Origin of the sequence: Lentimicrobium sp. S6, assembly GCF_013166635.1 — a bacterium.
Classification (GTDB): domain Bacteria; phylum Bacteroidota; class Bacteroidia; order Bacteroidales; family UBA12170; genus UBA12170.
Window position 1 is genome coordinate 1 of the sequence record NZ_JABKBZ010000089.1, and the last position, 17,986, is coordinate 17,986.

Annotated in this window: 12 protein-coding genes; 6 read left to right on the forward strand and 6 right to left on the reverse strand. The window is 35.5% G+C overall.

Annotation, left to right across the window (positions count from 1 at the left end):
- On the reverse strand, window positions 1–780 hold a 780-nt coding region (locus HNS40_RS19710), incomplete at its 3' end, for a hypothetical protein (protein ID WP_216664199.1).
- A gap of 713 nt (window positions 781–1,493) precedes the next feature.
- Between HNS40_RS19710 and HNS40_RS19715 the strand changes: the two genes are divergently transcribed.
- A complete protein-coding gene (locus HNS40_RS19715) occupies window positions 1,494–1,742 on the forward strand; it encodes a hypothetical protein (protein ID WP_172284144.1) in 249 nt (82 codons plus the stop codon).
- A gap of 693 nt (window positions 1,743–2,435) precedes the next feature.
- Window positions 2,436–4,307, forward strand: a complete 1,872-nt coding sequence (gene pepF, locus HNS40_RS19720) for an oligoendopeptidase F (protein ID WP_172284146.1) — start codon at window positions 2,436–2,438, stop codon at window positions 4,305–4,307.
- 130 nt (window positions 4,308–4,437) lie between these two features.
- On the opposite strand, the gene HNS40_RS19725 is transcribed toward pepF, so the two are convergent.
- Both HNS40_RS19725 and HNS40_RS19730 read right to left on the reverse strand, forming a co-directional pair.
- Window positions 4,438–5,349, reverse strand: coding sequence for a pseudouridine-5'-phosphate glycosidase (locus HNS40_RS19725; RefSeq protein ID WP_172284148.1), 912 nt, complete (start codon window positions 5,347–5,349; stop codon window positions 4,438–4,440).
- Window positions 5,346–6,284, reverse strand: coding sequence for a carbohydrate kinase family protein (locus HNS40_RS19730; protein ID WP_172284150.1), 939 nt, complete (start codon window positions 6,282–6,284; stop codon window positions 5,346–5,348). The genes HNS40_RS19725 and HNS40_RS19730 overlap by 4 nt, the downstream gene beginning before the upstream one ends.
- 1,195 nt (window positions 6,285–7,479) lie before the next feature.
- Between HNS40_RS19730 and HNS40_RS19735 the strand changes: the two genes are divergently transcribed.
- The gene (locus tag HNS40_RS19735; RefSeq protein ID WP_172284152.1) at window positions 7,480–8,997 is read left to right on the forward strand and encodes a PepSY-associated TM helix domain-containing protein; all 1,518 of its coding nucleotides are present in this window, start codon (window positions 7,480–7,482) and stop codon (window positions 8,995–8,997) included.
- Here the strand turns inward: HNS40_RS19735 and HNS40_RS19740 are convergent, their stop codons facing one another.
- The 3 genes from HNS40_RS19740 to HNS40_RS19750 form a co-directional block, all read right to left on the reverse strand.
- Window positions 8,998–10,056, reverse strand: coding sequence for a TRM11 family methyltransferase (locus HNS40_RS19740; RefSeq protein ID WP_172284154.1), 1,059 nt, complete (start codon window positions 10,054–10,056; stop codon window positions 8,998–9,000).
- Between the two features lie 198 nt (window positions 10,057–10,254).
- Window positions 10,255–11,298 carry a TlpA disulfide reductase family protein gene (locus tag HNS40_RS19745; RefSeq protein ID WP_172284156.1) on the reverse strand — a complete coding sequence of 348 codons (1,044 nt, stop codon included), beginning with the start codon at window positions 11,296–11,298 and terminating at the stop codon, window positions 10,255–10,257.
- Between the two features lie 121 nt (window positions 11,299–11,419).
- Window positions 11,420–12,394, reverse strand: a complete 975-nt coding sequence (locus tag HNS40_RS19750) for a polyprenyl synthetase family protein (protein WP_172284158.1) — start codon at window positions 12,392–12,394, stop codon at window positions 11,420–11,422.
- Between the two features lie 293 nt (window positions 12,395–12,687).
- Between HNS40_RS19750 and rimP the strand changes: the two genes are divergently transcribed.
- From rimP to infB, 3 genes are all read left to right on the forward strand, one after another.
- Window positions 12,688–13,158: a ribosome assembly cofactor RimP gene (gene rimP, locus HNS40_RS19755; RefSeq protein WP_172284160.1), complete on the forward strand. Its 471-nt coding sequence runs from the start codon at window positions 12,688–12,690 to the stop codon at window positions 13,156–13,158.
- Between the two features lie 12 nt (window positions 13,159–13,170).
- Entirely contained in the window at window positions 13,171–14,418 is a 1,248-nt protein-coding gene (gene nusA / locus HNS40_RS19760; protein WP_172284162.1) for a transcription termination factor NusA, read from the forward strand.
- An 88-nt stretch (window positions 14,419–14,506) separates the two neighbouring features.
- Complete coding sequence (infB, locus tag HNS40_RS19765; protein ID WP_172284164.1) at window positions 14,507–17,686, forward strand: translation initiation factor IF-2; 3,180 nt, start codon at window positions 14,507–14,509, stop codon at window positions 17,684–17,686.
- Window positions 17,687–17,986 lie beyond the last annotated feature (300 nt).

Here is a 17,986-nt window from a genome sequence, read left to right on the forward strand (position 1 = left end):
AAAATCGTTTATGTCTTTCCAAATGGCATTTCCATTGGCATCGCTAGCCGTTAAAATATAATTGGTATTACAAACACCGTTTGTAATTTGTAAGCTTTCGGTTTTGGTTTTTCCTGCTACTTCCAATTTGGTATCCGGGTCATCTATTCCAATACCCACATTACCAATAGATGTAATAGAAATTCCGTTGATATTCGATTTTAATCCTTCTCTATAATTGGACAAAATCATAAGCTTACGTCCTACTATAGAAGAGCCAAAACTAATAATCCCATCATTTGTTGCATCAAAGGTATACTCTGCATTGGTGCGTATTTTGCCATCAACATCTAGTCTAATACCGCTGGTACTTACTTTTCCTATTCCTACATTTGAAGATGCTCCTGAATTATAACTTATACCATTACTTTCGGTGAGCCATGGTGAAGGGTCTCCTCCACTACCTCCAGTACTTGGTGCGGCCCAATAGGCTGTTCCAAAACTACCATAGGTTAAAACATCTCCTGTACTTCCTCCTGGTAAAATTAAACCTGTTGCAGAAATTGTACCGCTTACATCTAATTTGGAATTCGGTCTACTTGTTCCAATCCCAACATTTCCGGCATCGTAATATAAATCTGCTTTATTGGCAAGTGTCCAGTAAGTTGAAGTGGTTTTGCTATTCTTATTATTTGAATTATTCAACTCTAGTTTGTTTTCTTCTTTTTTTATATCTGTTTGCGCAGAAACAGATGAAACCATAAATGCTATTATAATAGCATACCATAAATACTTTTTCATGAATGAAAAGAAATTATAAGAAAGCACAAAGAATCTACTTTTTTTATTCTCAATGACTTTCTTTCACCAATAACAAAGCTTAATTGCTATCAGCATATATTATTACTACTTTTGTAGCTTATTCGGCCCGTTTCTGAGTTTACTCCGGATTTGTTGCGAAAATGGTGAGAGCTAAGGACGGGCTGATTGTTTCTTTTTTATCATAAAAAAATATACCAAATAAGCGAAACAATGGCCGCCAGCCAGCTAAGTAAATTCGTTTTCCTCCAGTTGAAAAATCCTATTATTGCTTTGTAGAATACCACACATAAACCTAGTCTCTCACAAAGAAATTAAAAATACTAAACTGTATATATTCTCAATATGTATATATAAGGGGGGGGTGCCAAATATTTTGACAATCTGCCTTATATAATTCTTTATTAGGCTTTTGTGTGTTTTTCATGCGATAATTTTGTAAGTGATTTCGACAAATATAGTAATATTCTTTATATACTTATATTTATTTTGAAAAAAATGATTAAAATGAAATATTAAAGGAGGGTTATATGTATTAATACTCTTTTTAAGGTTTTCGTACCCTTTTTTTTTGAGATTTTTTACAATTCTTCTTAATCTTGAAGAAAACATCTCTATTATATCTTTTTTTACAATTCAGCCTAGGCTAATTTCATACTTTTGAAATTATCTTTGTGAACAATAAAAGAAATCGGATGGACACAGTTAGATTAAAACAAGACTTACATCAATTAATTGATACTATTAGTGATACTCATATTCTTCAAGAGTTTTATTCTATCATTAGTGATTATTCAAAAAGCAATAATAAAACAGACATCCTTGACGAACTAACTGAGCAACAAAAGCTTATTCTAAACGATTCGCTTGATCAATACAAAAGCAATGAAACCCTAGAGAACGAACAAGTTAAAGCCAATACGAAAAAATGGCTAGAAGAATAATCTGGACAAAAGACACAAGCTCCTTAGCTCGAATTTGCAATGAGGAGTGTATATAGAAAATAATAATCTATAGTTTATAAGTTTTATCTTTATCTAACATCATACAAAAGTAACAAATAGCTGTGAGTATTATACGCACTCGTAAAACATTTCCGAGCGAGCTAGACTTCCTAAGCATCTGTATTTTTGTACTATAAAAATGATGTTCCTATCAAAATATACATCTATTTTTTTTGTGAACATTTGAGTTTCTGGGGAGAGATTATAGAAAAAGCTGTACCACGAAGGAGCTCAAAGAAGACACAAAACCCACAAAATGAACAAAATAACAATTCTTCCTTTGTGTATTTTGTGACTCCTTGGTATTTTTTGTGCTATAACTCATAAGAAACAAGATGCGTTTGCCCTGTGATAAAGACCATTTCATTATATAATCAGTATAATTAGTGCTTGCCAGAAAACGCCAATTTCTTCGTTACTCTTGTTTTGAAAATAGTTATTTACAAAAGTAAACGCCTGATTTTCAAAACTGCGAAAGCCTCGAACTTGACGCCTTCTGACTAAGCATTCCAAAAATCAGCAGTTTTCTTGCTGACACTAATTATTTCTATTATGGATTTTTTACAATTCAAGCTATACAGGAATGTTTATTTTTGCGGATTCAATTCAACAAAACATCAAATAGCAAATAATATGTCCAAAGCAAAAACTTTAGATAGAAACCAAATAGACGCCAAATACAAATGGGATTTCACTCACATCTATTCCGACTGGAATGCATGGGAAGAAGATTTCAAAAACATCAAAACTCAAACTGAAGAACTCACCCAATTTAAAGGAAAGCTCAAACTAGGAGCAGACTCTTTACTAAGCGCTTTTGTATTGATGGATGAAATTGAAAAAATCCTCTATAAAGTTTATGCTTATCCTGCTTTGCAAAAAAGCACCGACAATAGCAATAATGAGGTCTTGGGGAAAATGCAAGAAGTAAGCATGTTCCTTGCTGATTTCAATACCGCTACCTCTTGGGTAACTCCAGAAATTATGGAGATTCCAGAGGAGGAGTGTAAAAAATGGCTGGACGAGAACGAAACACTACAAGTCTACAGGTTCAATTTAGAGAAAACCTACCGAAGAAAAGCCCATATCCTTTCCGAAGAAATGGAAAAGCTCCTCTCCTATTTTTCTAGTCCATCAGGAACAGCAGCCAATACCTATACCATGCTCACCACTGCCGATGTGAAATTCCCCGAAATAGAATTAAAAAATGGAGAAAAGACCAAGCTTACTCATGGAAACTATTCGGAAATATTAAATACTTCTAGAGTTCGAGAAGACAGAAAGTTGGCAGCCGAGAATTTCTATCCTTTGTATAGCGATATCAAAAATACCATTGCTGCTATTTATAAAGGCATTTGCGATAAAGATGTGGCTTTTGCCCGAAGCCGTAAATTCAAGAGTAGTTTAGAAGCCAAATTGGATAGCAATAATATTCCTTTGGAAGTTTATGCTAACCTGGTAAAAACGGTTGGAGAAAACACTCAAGCATTACAGAAATATCACAAGCTACGTGCAGAGCATATGGATTTATTGGGTGACTATCACGCCTATGATTCTCGTTTAACTCTAGTGGAGCACGATAAAAAATACGATTTTGAGGAGGCCAAGAAACTAGTTTTAGAGTCGGTTAAACCATTGGGAGTAGATTATGAAAATAAGTTTAATAAGGCTTTAGAAAACGGGTGGATAGATGTTTACGAGAACGAAGGAAAGTCATCCGGAGCTTATAGTATGGGAGTTTATGGCGTTCATCCATTTATTCTGATGAATTATAATGGAACCCAAGATCATGTATTTACCTTGGCTCACGAACTGGGCCATAGCCTACACACCATGCTCTCAGAAGAAAACCAGCCTTTCAATATTCATGAATACACCATTTTTGTAGCCGAAGTAGCCAGTACTTTCAACGAAAGACTCCTCTTGGATTTAATGCTGGAACGCAGCACCGATCCTTTGGAGAAAGCAGCTTTACTACAACAAAGCATAGAAAATATCATTGGTACTTTCTTTATCCAAACTATGTTTGCTGATTTTGAATGGCAAGCCCATCAGATGATAGAAAACAACCAAGCCATGACAGCCGATAGCCTTACTAAGCTTTGCGAGACTTTAGATGAGAAGTATTATGGAACTGAAGTTTTTACCCGTGACCAAAAGAATATTTTCTGGGCTCGCATCCCTCACTTCTATCGCTCTCCTTTCTATGTTTACCAATACGCCACCAGCTTTGCTGCTTCTGCTAGTTTATATCAACAGGTAAAACAAGGATTAGCCAAAGGCGATAAATCTAGTCTGGAGAATTATCTAAACCTCCTCAAATCGGGTGGAAATAATTATCCGGTAGAACAACTAAAAATAGCTGGAGCTGATTTAACACAAGAAGCTACTATAAAGGCTGTAATTGATGATTTAGGGGCTCAGGTTGCTGAATTGGAGGTATTGTTGAAAGGGTTAAAAAAAATAACAAATTCGCCACCAAGACACGAAGGCACCAGGAATTGAATACGAATTGGATTCTAGACTTTTTCCTTTGGTAATTTCTTTAATAAAGATAAGAAAGGGAAGCCTTCACGAAGGTGAATGATTCCCTTTCTCTAAGGCTTCCCTTTACCTATCCAGTTCCATATAAAATCTACTTCTTCATCTCAACAGCCAAATCAGCACCCAATCGAGCATTATTATAAACCAGCTGAATATTAGATTCTAGGCTTTTTCCTTTGGTGATTTCTTTGATATAAGACAATAAGAATGGAGTAATGTCTTTACCTTTTACATTTTGCTTATCAGCTTCTTGTAATGCAGTTTCGATGGCTTCAGTAATCAGGTTATAATCCATGGCATACTCTTCTGGAATTGGATTTGCTATCACCACTCCACCTTGAAGATTCAAGGCAAATTTGGTATTGACAATGCTTGCCAATTCTTTAGCCGAATCGGAACGATGTAATAAATCAAAACCACTCTGACGGGTATAAAAAGCAGGCAATTCATCGGTTTGATAACCAATAACTGGGACTCCTTGGGTTTCTAAATATTCTAGTGTTAGCCCTAAATCTAAAATGGATTTGGCTCCCGCACAAACCACAGCTACATTGGTTTGAGAAAGCTCGGTTAAGTCGGCAGAAATATCAAAATTCTCTTCTGCTCCCCTATGCACTCCTCCAATTCCTCCAGTTACGAATACTTCGATTCCAGCCATTTCAGCAATAATCATAGTGGTAGCCACAGTGGTAGCTCCGTTTAGCTTTTTTGCCACAATAAATGGTAAATCTCGGCGACTCACTTTTGCCACATCTTTGGCCGTTCCTAAAAACTCCAATTCTTCTTCGGATAAACCAACTTTTAATCGGCCATCGATAATACAAATGGTAGCTGGAAATGCTCCTCTTTCTCTAATGATAGATTCAACCCTACGAGCAGTTTCTACATTTTGAGGATAAGGCATTCCATGTGATATAATAGTGGATTCTAAAGCTACAACAGGCTTGTTATTTTTTATTGCTTCTGCAATTTCTGGATGAATATCTAAATATTGTTCAATCATAATTCTTGTCTAATGTGATTTGCCAGTTCTAAATTTAATTGAGGATTCACTGCTTCTTCACTTTGTAAAGCAGCTAGCGACAAAGCGGTGGCAAAGGTAGCCGATTCTTCCAAATCGTAATCATATAAATGGGCAAAAACCAATCCCGCCATAAACGCATCTCCTGCCCCTGAACTATTCACCACTTTACTTATCTTGCTCCTAAAAACTCCACTCTTCTCAGTATTCCCATAAAAACATCCTTCCTCTCCTTTTGAAATAAAGACCTGTTGTATTCCAGTACTAACAAAATCTTTTAGCATCAAATCTAAATCCTTGGCCTCCTCAAATTTTATTCCCGATAAGTGCTCAGCTTCTATTAAATTGGGCTTGATGGTATGGAAATAGTTCAATATCGATTTTGCCTTTTTTGCTTTTGAAGTAGAAACTAAATCTAAGAAGATGGGAATCTGTGAAAAATTCTCAGCAATATACTTCAATGTTTCCTCAGACAAATTGGTATCTAAAACGATGCAATCAGCATCTTCGATTATTGATTTCTTTGAAGCCATAAACTCTGGACTTAATTCGTCAATAATTTCAGTGTCAGAAATCGCCATGGCCATATTACCATCGGGATTGTTTATCGACAAGTATATAGCAGTAGAGGATTCTGATGAGAACAAACTATTGTCAATTTGAATTCCTGTTTCTTGACAATGAGACTTTAATCCAAGGGCATAAACATCGTTCCCAAAAGCTGTGATGAGTTCAACATGACAATCTAGTCTTGCCAGATTCTCAGCAATATTTCTTCCAACTCCACCGCTGGAAAACTTAATCTCCCCAGGATTGGAATCATTCTCAATCAAAGGCTTTGAAGAAAACCCAGTGATATCGGCAATTGCTGCTCCTATAACTATTACTTTTTTCTTTGATGATTTAGTTTCACTCATACAATTTCTGTTTACAATGAACAAAGATAAACTTCATTTCTTATACTTAACTATCAAATCCTAAGCTTTAGCACTAAGCTCCACGATGGAATTCACAAAGTTTCATGACTAAATCCTATTTTGATGTGCTAGGCAAAATCTATTTAAAGTATGATAAAGTCATAACAAAGATGCCTATTCTTAATATTATGTGCTGGTAGGCTCAACTTAGTTCCTTTAATATCAAATATCCCATTTCACCTGATTTGTTCTCGTCGGTTGATTTACTATTTTTTTTGTAAAAAACACTAATCATCCTTTTTTGTGGAAAAAAGGAAGCAAAAAGTCATCCCAAACAATTGCCACCCCGCCTCTTATAAAATATTGATTTGTCTACCAAAGTAGAAAACTAATGACCAAATAATCCTACCTATTATCTGATTTTTAGATAGTAGTTTCTATTTCAAATTTATTCGATGTCATTACTTTAAAAGCCAAGGCCCTTTGCTGACAAATCAAATATTCTATAATTCACCGCATGAGCCGGCCTAAGTTTGGGAACAGCCTGCCCTCTGTCTTCGAAAATATATTACCGCTAATGTTATTAGTTCAAGCTTATATAATGAAGAAGTTTTATTTGAGTATATTTTGTTGTGAACTCGAAATCGATGAGGGCTCCTGAATTAAACCACGCAAAATTTATAAAGACTTCCGCAGGAAGTCTACTCCGCCTTATCAGGAAGTCGTTAAACGGAGCAAATGGATCGTAGGAAACAAAAACAATACTGTTTGACGCTCGTTAGTGACACTCCATAGGATGTCACTATAAGGAGGAGTTTATTGTTTTTCCGAAAACCATTTGTCGAGTAGACTTTCTGATACAGCGGCTGTTTTTGCTGTCCTTTTTCGAAAAAGGGCCTGAAAAAATATTCAAACAAATATAAGTCTGGGGCATCCAAACCCAAGTCTAAATAATCTTATTTCATTGAATTTGTGGCGATTGCGATTCCCATCCTATATAAGTGCAGAAAACAAGAAAAAGTATGTCTGTCCACTGATTCCACTAATTTTCACTGATTGTAATTTGTGATAATTCGTGGACATAAAATAAGTATGCATTTGTCCAAACGAAGTTTCACAAAGAAACTATTAAACACACAATATAATTGGTATTTAAATACCAATAAGTTTACTTTTGCAACCACAAATCATCATCATGTTTAAATTCTTCAAGAAATATCATAAATGGCTAGGGCTGATATTCGCCCTTTTCCTTATCATATACTCCCTTTCTGGCATTGTTTTAAACCATAGAGATTTACTTTCTGGTGTTGATGTGAGTAGAAAACTCATGCCCAAAAGCTATACCTATAAAAATTGGAATTTAGGAGCTTTACGTGGAAGCGAACAAATAGGCACCGACAGCATCCTTCTTTATGGGAATATGGGCCTTTGGTTGGCCAATGGGGACTTGAACAATTTGAGAAGCTTTGCTGAAGGATTACCTGAAGGCATGGACAATAGAAAGGTTTTTAAAATCTATAAATCGCATAAAGGGAATTTATATTTGGCCAGCCTCAGGGGAGCTTACTCATGGAATAATGGAGTAAAAGAATGGAAGAAAATACCCATTGAAATTGAAGATGAAAGATTTGTGGACATCACCGAAAGAAATGGTGAAATTATCTTTCTGAGTCGTAGCTTCTTATTTAAAGGCATAGATAATCCTGAGCAATTAAAATTTGAAAAAATCCAATTACAAAATCCAGCTGGATATGATAATAAAATTGGACTATTTAAAACCCTATGGTTTATTCACTCTGGTGAAATTTATGGTCATTGGGGGAAATTACTCGTCGACCTTTTGGGTGTGGTTTTTATATTATTGAGCCTTGGTGGGGTCATTTACTTCTTTATGCCACGAAGAATTAAAAAGAAACACCAACAAGGGGAATCTATCGAGCAACTCAAAGGGTTTCATAAGTGGAATATCCGCTGGCATAATAAACTCGGCTACTGGTTTATCTTCTTTTTATTGATTACCACCATTACAGGGATTTTCCTCCGTCCACCCGGATTAATATTTATAGCCTCCTCCAAAGTGGGCAAAATTCCATATACCTCATTGGCCACTTCTAATGCTTGGTTTGATAAACTCAGAGCTATCGATTATAATGAAGAAAGAGGAGTCTATATCCTATTAACAGATGAAAGAGCCTTTGAGCTGGACAAGGAAATGGAGTTGGCGCCTATGGCCTTTGAGTTTCAGGTTCCCATTAGCATCATGGGAGTTACTGTTTTTGAGAGAATATCAACAGACACCTATTTAGTAGGAAGTTTTGCCGGTTTATTTGAGTGGAATCCAAGAAGAGGAATCCTCAACGATTTTCAACACCAAAGGCCTTATGTTCCGGTACAAACCATGGGGCCTCCAATAGAAAACAGCAGTATTAGTGGCTGGGTGGTAAATACCCAAGGTGAAGCCTTTTATACGGATTACGATTTCGGAATTAAAGGAATCAATCCTGAATGGCAAACTCCAGAAATGCCTCAGATTATTAAAGAATCACCCATCTCTTTATGGAATTTGGCCTTGGAAATTCATACTGCACGCTACTTTAGCTTTATCTTTGGAATAGGCTATATCCTTATTGTACCTATAGTTGGTTTCGCAACCATATTTATTCTTATTAGTGGATTGGTAGTTTGGTGGAAGAAGTATAAAGGGAGTTAACTAAGTAGAAACTCTTGGTTTCTTAGCAATAATAATATCTCTCTTTATGGATTTATCCACCATGTGTTCAAACTGAAGATTGGGTTCATCATTTAACACTTCAAAACCATTCTCCACAAAAACTTCCGAAAGCTTATGTTTAGAAACTACAAATGAATTCCAGGCCAAAACAATGGTTCCTCCTGGCTTAAGAATCTGACTCCATCCAGGTAAACATTGGATTAATAATTGATATGGATTTCGTGTGATGGAGTTTGATTTCTGAGCAACAGCATTTCCATGAGCTATTCCATAAGGCAAGTCACCTACAATAACATGGAAGCTTTCTTTTTTAAAGTATTTAGCTGCATCCTGAGACCGTCCATTTACTATTCCCAACTTTCGTCTAGAGGACTTCTCTTTAAACTCTTGCTTACTCTTTGCATACTCAAACTCACGAACCATAATAGCTTCGGATTTATTTTTACCGTAAATCCTTCTGCTATTAGACTGATGTTTATACTTTTCCTCCTCTAAAAACTTCTTAAAAAACACTTCACAGGCATGTGTTGATTTCGAGTCGATTTCTATTCCCATAGGCTCAAAATTATAAACTACAGCTTCAAAAAGAGTCGTTCCCCTACCTGCAACGGGATCGAGCAATCTAATTTGATCTCGGTAATCAAAATCACTGGATAGCAAAGCCACATTTATCATCATCTTAGTGAATAGCTCATTAGTTTTGCCAGGATACTTCAATAGAGAACTGATTTTCTGGTCTACATATTCAAATTCATATTTGGAAATGGGTATCAAACAATCACTTTCTTTATCATGGTCTTTAAAGATAGCAAACACAAAGGAAAGCCTTGATAAAACCTGTAAATCGTAGTCTGTGATTTCATCTTTGGTAGTGAAAGAAATATAGCGAATACCTTTGATATTTACTATATCTATTTCTTCGCAAGTTGCTTCTAATCTTCTTGTTGCTATCTTTAATTCTGCCAAAGCCAATTCCCCTGACAGATTATAATAAACCCTATTATGCCCTGGGTTTTGTAAAATCAAATACCTATTCATATTCTAAAAAAAATCTTAAAAACAACTTTTATCCAAAACAAAGCAAATTTCGTAATATCAAACTAAAATAGCTTAAGTGTACTATAAAAACCTATTCTGACTGAGATTAAGATGCTTTAAACTACAGTGAATAGTTAATCAGTCCTCAAAAATAAATATTTCTAGTAATATACAACCTTAAAACAAGGTTTGTTTCATTTAGTTCTTAAGAACTTCAAGTAATTTATCTCTAAGCTCTTCTCCTTTGAGTCCTCTGGCGACAATTCGTCCTTCTGGGTTAATTAAAAGAGAGGCTGGAATGCTTTTAACACCATAATCTATGAAAGCATTATCTTCAAAACCCGAGACCAATGAAACATTTATCCAAGGTAGATTATCTTCATTAATTGCAGAAAGCCATCTTGACTTATCAAACTCAGCTGCTACACCTAAAATTTCGAATTTTGCATTTTTCAAGCTCAACTCTTGATGTAATTTTACTAAAGCAGGAATTTCTTGCTTACATAATTCGCACCAAGAAGCCCAAAATTTAACCAAGACATAAGAGCCTCTCAAAGAAGATAGCCTTCTCTCTATACCAGCACTATCTTTACTAATGATTTCAGGAGCTAATCGACCTTGCTGAACCAATTCCAACACTTTCATTTGGGATTTTATCTTCACAGAGTATGGATGGAATCGCAAACTCAAATCCATTAAATTATATAGATGATTTAGTTCTTCAAAATTTCCTATGTGGTAACGATAATTTAAAATCAAATATGGGTTAAGAGGAGAGTTAGGTTCACTTTGTATAAAAGCATCAATCATTTCTAATTCTTGTTGACTATTTTTCGCTAGGCTCAATCTAGTTTCAAACTCTCGCAACTGCACATTCATCCTGGCATCAATAATTTTAAGCTCTTTGGGATTATCAAGGTCTCCTTCAATGAAGATTTTATCTGTACTAATATAAAATGGCAGCGTTGGTTGATTATTCGTCCCTATAAAATACATTTCGGCATGATTAAACTCACCATCAAATCGAAACTGTCCATCTTCTATCTTTTTAGCCCCTATTCTTTCATAGGTATATCCTAAGTAATTCCCTGCCTTAAATAGATAAATACTATCAGACTGATAATTTAAAAGGTCTCCTTTTATATGATAAAAATAGGTCTTGGTGTTGTTATCTAAATGACAACCAAAAAAAACAATGACCACAAAAGTAAGCACTAGCAGAAAATGTTTTTTAAGCCTCATATTCATATTGTTTATTATAGAAACAAATCGATATCTATTCATTATTAAGCTTCAAAGATAAAACTAATTAAATAATTAATACCAAAATCACATGAACCAGAAGAGAAATTTCAAAGTAGACCTAACTGTCTCTTTTCATTAAGTTATCTGCCACAGAAACAAGAACCATTTCTTTATCTTTTGGAAGATGGATAGCATGGAGTTGCAACATGGCTTTAGAATAGAACTCCTCCATTAATTGACGTGTTAATTGGCTGATTTCATATTTATTAAAAAGGTTTAATACCTCTGTCACTTTTTCATCATTACCCTCATCCTGTATCGTATACAACTCCACTAACCTTTTTTTATCAATTTCATCAGCCAGTTCCAAAGCTTTTAAATAAAGATAGGTTTTCTTATTGGTTCTAATATCACCACCAGTTTGCTTTCCAAAAACAGAAGTATCACCAAAAGCATCCAACAAATCATCTTGCAACTGAAAAGCCATACCAATATTTTCACCAAAATTATAGGTCAACTTACATTGATCAGCACTGGCGCGAGCAATAATCGCTCCGACATGCATACTTCCACCAATCAGAACAGCGGTCTTTAACTTAATCATCTCCAGATATTCTTCAATACTTACATGCTCGGCTGTCTCAAAATTCATATCGTATTGCTGGCCTTCACATACCTCTTTTCCAACCTTATTAAACACTGTAAAAAGGTCAAACAACAAATCCTTGGGAGAGCTAAGCAAATAATCATATGCTAGCACCATCATGGTATCACCACTCAAAATAGCCCGATTAGCGTCCCATTTTTTGTATACGGTAGGCTCTCCTCGTCTTATTGGGGCCTTGTCCATAATATCATCATGCAATAAAGTGAAATTATGAAACGTCTCCAAACCTAAAGCCGCATTAACAGACTCCTCTATTTTTCCACCGAAAATATCGCAAGTCATAATCGTTAAAGTAGGACGCAACCTCTTACCTCCCAAACTCATAGTATAAGTAATGGGTTCGTATAATTCGACAGGAGCATGATCAAATTTCTGCTCAGCAATCTTTAGTTTAATAATCTCTTGGTAATCTTGAATTGTCAACATAAATCTATTTTAGTGCTGCAAATTTAAAAATTCAAGTGAAAGCAAAAAGAAATCTTTTCAAACTCAGATAATTATTCAAAAAAAGAATTCCTCAGAAAGCTTTAAAGATGTCAAAATAAATCGTATTTTTGCACCGCTTTTTAAATGGAGAAAATAGTCTTTTCATCAATTAAACAGCACCCTCCCTCTTTGGAGAGAGTTTAAACGCTTGAATTTTAAGCATTTAAAAGCATTAGATGGACAGATGGAGGGGACAGCAGTCCCCTTTTGTTATAATCTGTTTAAAGAAAAATATGATAGGAAAAAAGAAAATAGAGGCATTAATTGAAGAAGGATTATCAGGAACAGATCGTTTTTTGGTAGAACTCAACATCAATGAAGCCAATCATATAGAGGTTTTTATTGATAGCGACACAAGGGTAGGAATTGATCATTGCGTGGAGTTGAGTCGTCAAATAGAGTCTAATTTGGATCGAGAAGAAGAAGATTTTTTTCTGAATGTATCTTCAGCAGGCTTAGATCTTCCTCTTCGCAAAAAACGTCAATACTTGAAACATGTGGGCCAACTTTTAAAAATAAAATTAACTGACGGCTCACAGATATTGATACGTGTAGAAGAAGTGAAAGAAGATGGTATATTAGGGACTCCATTGAAGAAAAACCCTAATGCAAAAAAAGGTTCAAGAAAACCTTATCACGAAGAAGAACCTTTAATAATAGAGTTTAACTCTATTCAAGAATCAAAAATAGAAGTTGTTTTTTAATCTATATACAAAATGGCAAATCAAGAAGGAAAAATGAGTTTAATCTCTACCTTTCAGGAATTTAAGGAATTTAAGAATATCGATCGAGAAACCATGATGCGTATCTTGGAAGATGTTTTCAGACACATGCTTATCAAGCGATTTGGTACCGATGAAAATTTTGATATCATTGTTAATATTGACAAGGGAGACCTTGAAATTTGGCGAAACCGTGATATCGTTGAGGATGGTGAAGTTGAAGATGACAATCTTGAGATCTCATATTCCGATGCAATCAAGATAGAACCAGATTACGAAGTAGGTGAAGAAGTATCCGAGCCTATGTTTATGGAAAATTTTGGTCGTCGTGAAATTTTGACCATTCGTCAAAACTTAGCTACCAAAATTCAAGAACTTGAAAAAGACAATGTCTACAAAAAATACTCTGAAAAAATTGGAGAAATCATCAGTGGTGAAGTTTATCAGGTCTGGAAAAGAGAAGTCCTCATCCTTGATGATGAATATTATGAGTTGATTCTACCAAAATCAGAACAAATCCCTAGTGATTATTATAGAAAAGGGGATGTCATACGTGCGGTTGTGAGTAAAGTTGACTTAAAAAACAATACTCCCGTGATTATTCTTTCTCGTACATCTCCAGTATTCTTAGAGCGTTTATTTGAACAAGAAGTACCAGAGGTTTATGATGGTCTTATTACCATTAAAAATATTGTTCGTGTTCCTGGAGAAAGAGCCAAGATATCAGTTGAAAGTTATGATGACAGAATAGATCCTGTTGGAGCTTGTGTCGGTATGAAAGGGAGTAGAATTCACGGAATTGTTAGAGAATTAAAAAATGAAAATATAGACGTGATTAATTATACAAACAATACAAGCTTGTATATTCAGCGTGCTTTAAGCCCTGCGAAAATCACATCCATAAATATAGACGAGGAGAACAATAAAGCAGATGTGTTCTTAAAACCAGATCAAGTATCACTTGCTATTGGTAAAGGTGGTTTCAATATTAAACTTGCTGGTCGCCTTACAGGATACGAAATTGATGTTTATCGTGATACAGACACCGATTTAGAGGATGTTGCATTAACAGAATTCAGTGATGAAATCGATGAATGGATTATCAAAGAATTGGTATCTATAGGGTGCGATACTGCTAAATCAGTTTTAGCTATTCCAGCTGAAGAGTTAGTTAACAGAACCGACTTAGAAGAAGAAACCATAAATGAAGTAGTACGTATATTAAGATTAGAATTTGATTAAGTCTTTTATTGAATAGTATATTTGATAAAAAAAAGATAAAAAGAGAGAATAACAGATTAAGGATAATATGGCAAAAAGCAATAAACCTATGAGGTTGACAAAAGCTGCAAGAGAATTCAATGTAGGTGTAAACACTATCACAGATTTTCTCAATAAAAAAGGCTTTAAAGACGACTTCAGTCCAAACAGTAAATTAACTCCTGATATGGTATCTTTGTTGGTGGCAGAGTATCAATCGGAAAAGGATGTTAAAGAAAAAGCTCACGAGAGAGTCCTTGCTACCGATCGTACTCCTGTTTCTTTAAACCAAACAGAAGTTGAAGAAGTAGAAGTAGAGGAAGAATCTTCTGGTAATGATTTCATTATTCATGATAATTCATTAAAAGGATCCTCTACAAAGAGTACTCCAAGCCCAAAGAAAAATACTCCCGAGGAGATTGTTGAGCCAATACCAACTAAACAAGAAGAAGCTCCAAAGGCAAAACCTGTTGTGGCTGAGGAAATTCCCGTAGTGGAAACTCCAAAAGTAGAGGAAAATCCTGCTCCTGTTATTGAAACTCCAGTTGTTGAAAAGGTAAAAGAAGAGCCAGTTCAACAAGTAAAAGAAAAAACCGTACCACCAAAAGCGGAAGAAATAAAAGAAAGTACTACTCCTGTTGAGGATAAAGCTCCGAAAGCCATAAGCCCAAAAGCCGACGTGCCTATTATAAAAGAAGAAAAACCTGTAGTGGCTGAGAAAACAGTTCTGAATGAACCAAAACCAACTCCTGTAGAATCAGATCAAGGCGGACATCATCCTAAGGTTGTCGACAAAATTGATTTGGACAATACCAATTGGTCTACTAGACCAAAACCAAAGTCAAAAGAAGAAAAACGTCAAGAAAAGGCAAACAAAGGTGAACAGAGAAAGCAGTCCACTGAAAAGGCTATTGCACATAGCAAAGCCATTAAAGCCAAAGAAGACGAAGCCAAAGCTGTTGAAGCAGAAAAAGTGAAGGCTCAAGCCTCAGCCAAACCTGAGGCGCCAGAGATTGAAACTATTAGAGCTAAAGCTGAGAAACTTACAGGCCCAAAAGTATTACGAACCATCGTATTAGAGCCTAAAAGAGAAAAGAAAAAGCTACCTGAAGCATCTTCTTCAGATTCTAAAAATAGAAAGAAGAAAAAGCGTACCAGAATCAAAAAGCCTGTTGATCCAAATTCAACTACAGCTAAACAAGGTACTGGTGCTGGAAACAGACCTGGACAAGCTGGTCAAGGTGGTGGACAAGGTCAAAAACCTGGAGATCGCAATGCTCAGAGTAACCGTAGAAAAGGTAAGAAACCAAATACAAGAACTCCTCTTGTTAAAAAGGTAGAACCTACAGAAGAAGAAATCCGCAAACAAATAAAAGATACTTTAGCACGTTTAGCACCAGCTGGGAAATCTAAAGCTTCAAAGCATAGAAGAAATAAGAGAGACCACGTTCATAAGCTTGCAGAAGAAGAAATGCAGAAGGAAATTGAAGAACTAAAAGTAATTAAAGTTGCTGAGTACGTTACTGCCAATGACCTTTCTAATATGATTGATGTTCCTGTTACCAAGATTATTGCTACCTGTATGGGTATTGGTCTTTTCGTTTCCATCAATCAACGTTTAGATGCAGAGACTCTTTTATTAGTTGCCGAAGAATTTGGTTTTCAAGTAGAATTCGTGGGTGTTGAAGCCAGTGAATCTATTAAAACAGATGAAGAAGACTTTAGTGAAGATGATTTAGAAGATAGAGCTCCAATTGTAACTGTAATGGGCCACGTTGACCATGGTAAAACAAAATTATTGGATTACGTTCGTTCTGCTAACGTTGTAGCAGGTGAAGCTGGAGGTATTACTCAGCACATTGGTGCTTACGAAGTTATTACAAAAGATGGCAGAAGTGTTACTTTCCTTGATACACCTGGTCACGAAGCTTTTACAGCGATGCGTGCTCGTGGTGCTAAAGTTACCGATATTGCAATTATCGTAATTGCTGCTGATGACCGTGTGATGCCTCAAACCAAAGAAGCCATCAACCACGCTCAAGCTGCTGGAATTCCAATCGTTTTTGCCATCAATAAAATGGATAAGCCTGGCGCCAATGCTGACCAAGTGAAAAATGAATTATCACAGATGAATATCTTAGTAGAAGACTGGGGAGGTAAATTCCAAAGTCAAGAGATATCAGCCTTAAAAGGTGATGGTGTTGAAGACTTACTAGAAAAAGTATTATTAGAAGCTGACATGCTAGAATTAAAAGCTACTCCTAAACGTAAAGCCGTAGGTAGTGTAATTGAAGCATCTCTAGATAAAGGTCGTGGATATGTGACCAAAATCTTGGTTCAAGATGGTACCCTTCGCGTTGGAGACATGGTACTCGCCGGAAGTAGTTATGGTAAAGTAAAAGCTATGTTTAATGAATACAATCAAAACATTAAAGAAGCTGGACCTGCAACACCAGTATTGATGCTTGGTTTAAACAATGCACCTCAGGCTGGTGACAATATTATCGTATTAGCTGATGAGCGTGAAGTTAAAGTAATTGCTACTAAACGTGAGCAATTACAAAGAGAACAAAGTATCCGTACTCAGAAACATATTACCTTGGATGAAATTGGTCGTAGATTGGCCATTGGTGATTTCAAAGAATTGAATGTTATTGTTAAGGCCGATGTGGATGGTTCAGTGGAAGCACTTTCCGATTCATTAATCAAGCTTTCTACAAGCGAAGTTCAATTGAATGTGATTCATAAGTCTGTTGGACAAATTAGCGAATCTGATGTATTATTAGCTTCTGCTTCTGATGCGATTATCGTTGGTTTCCAAGTTAGACCTAACATGCAAGCTCGTAAGTTAGCAGATACTGAAGGCATTCAAATTAAACAATACTCTATTATCTACCAAGCTATCGAAGAGCTTAAATTAGCTCTAGAAGGTATGCTTGCTCCACAAGAGGAAGAAAAGATAGTAGCCAACGTAGAAGTACGAGAAGTATTTGTTATTACGAAAGTAGGAACTATTGCTGGTTGTAAAGTATTAGATGGTAAAATCACCAGAAATACCCCAATTAGACTCATCCGAGATGGTGTGGTTATCTATACAGGAAAACTAGGCTCATTGAAACGTTTCAAAGATGATGTAAAAGAAGTAGTTAGTGGCTACGAATGCGGATTGAATATTGAGAAATTCAATGATATCAAAGTAGGTGATATTGTTGAAGGATATGAAATTGTTCAAACTGCTAGGACACTCTAATCTATTTATATAGGAATAGAAAGAGCTTATTCAAATTGAATAAGCTCTTTTTTTGTGCCAGTAAATATACTATTTACAAGTTGGAAATCCATTGATACCATAACGTTCTCATTAAACTTTTAAAGGATTACCACGGATCAACGTGTTTTTCTGGGGGATGGACAATCTAGTCATTTTTTTCTCTTGTTAATTTAGGAAGCTATTATTAATAAATATATTACTCAAATGGTTCATTTAATCTGAAAAAGCATGATAATATATTTCTCTTCAACACTTTTTGGAAAAGTGTTACAAAACCTC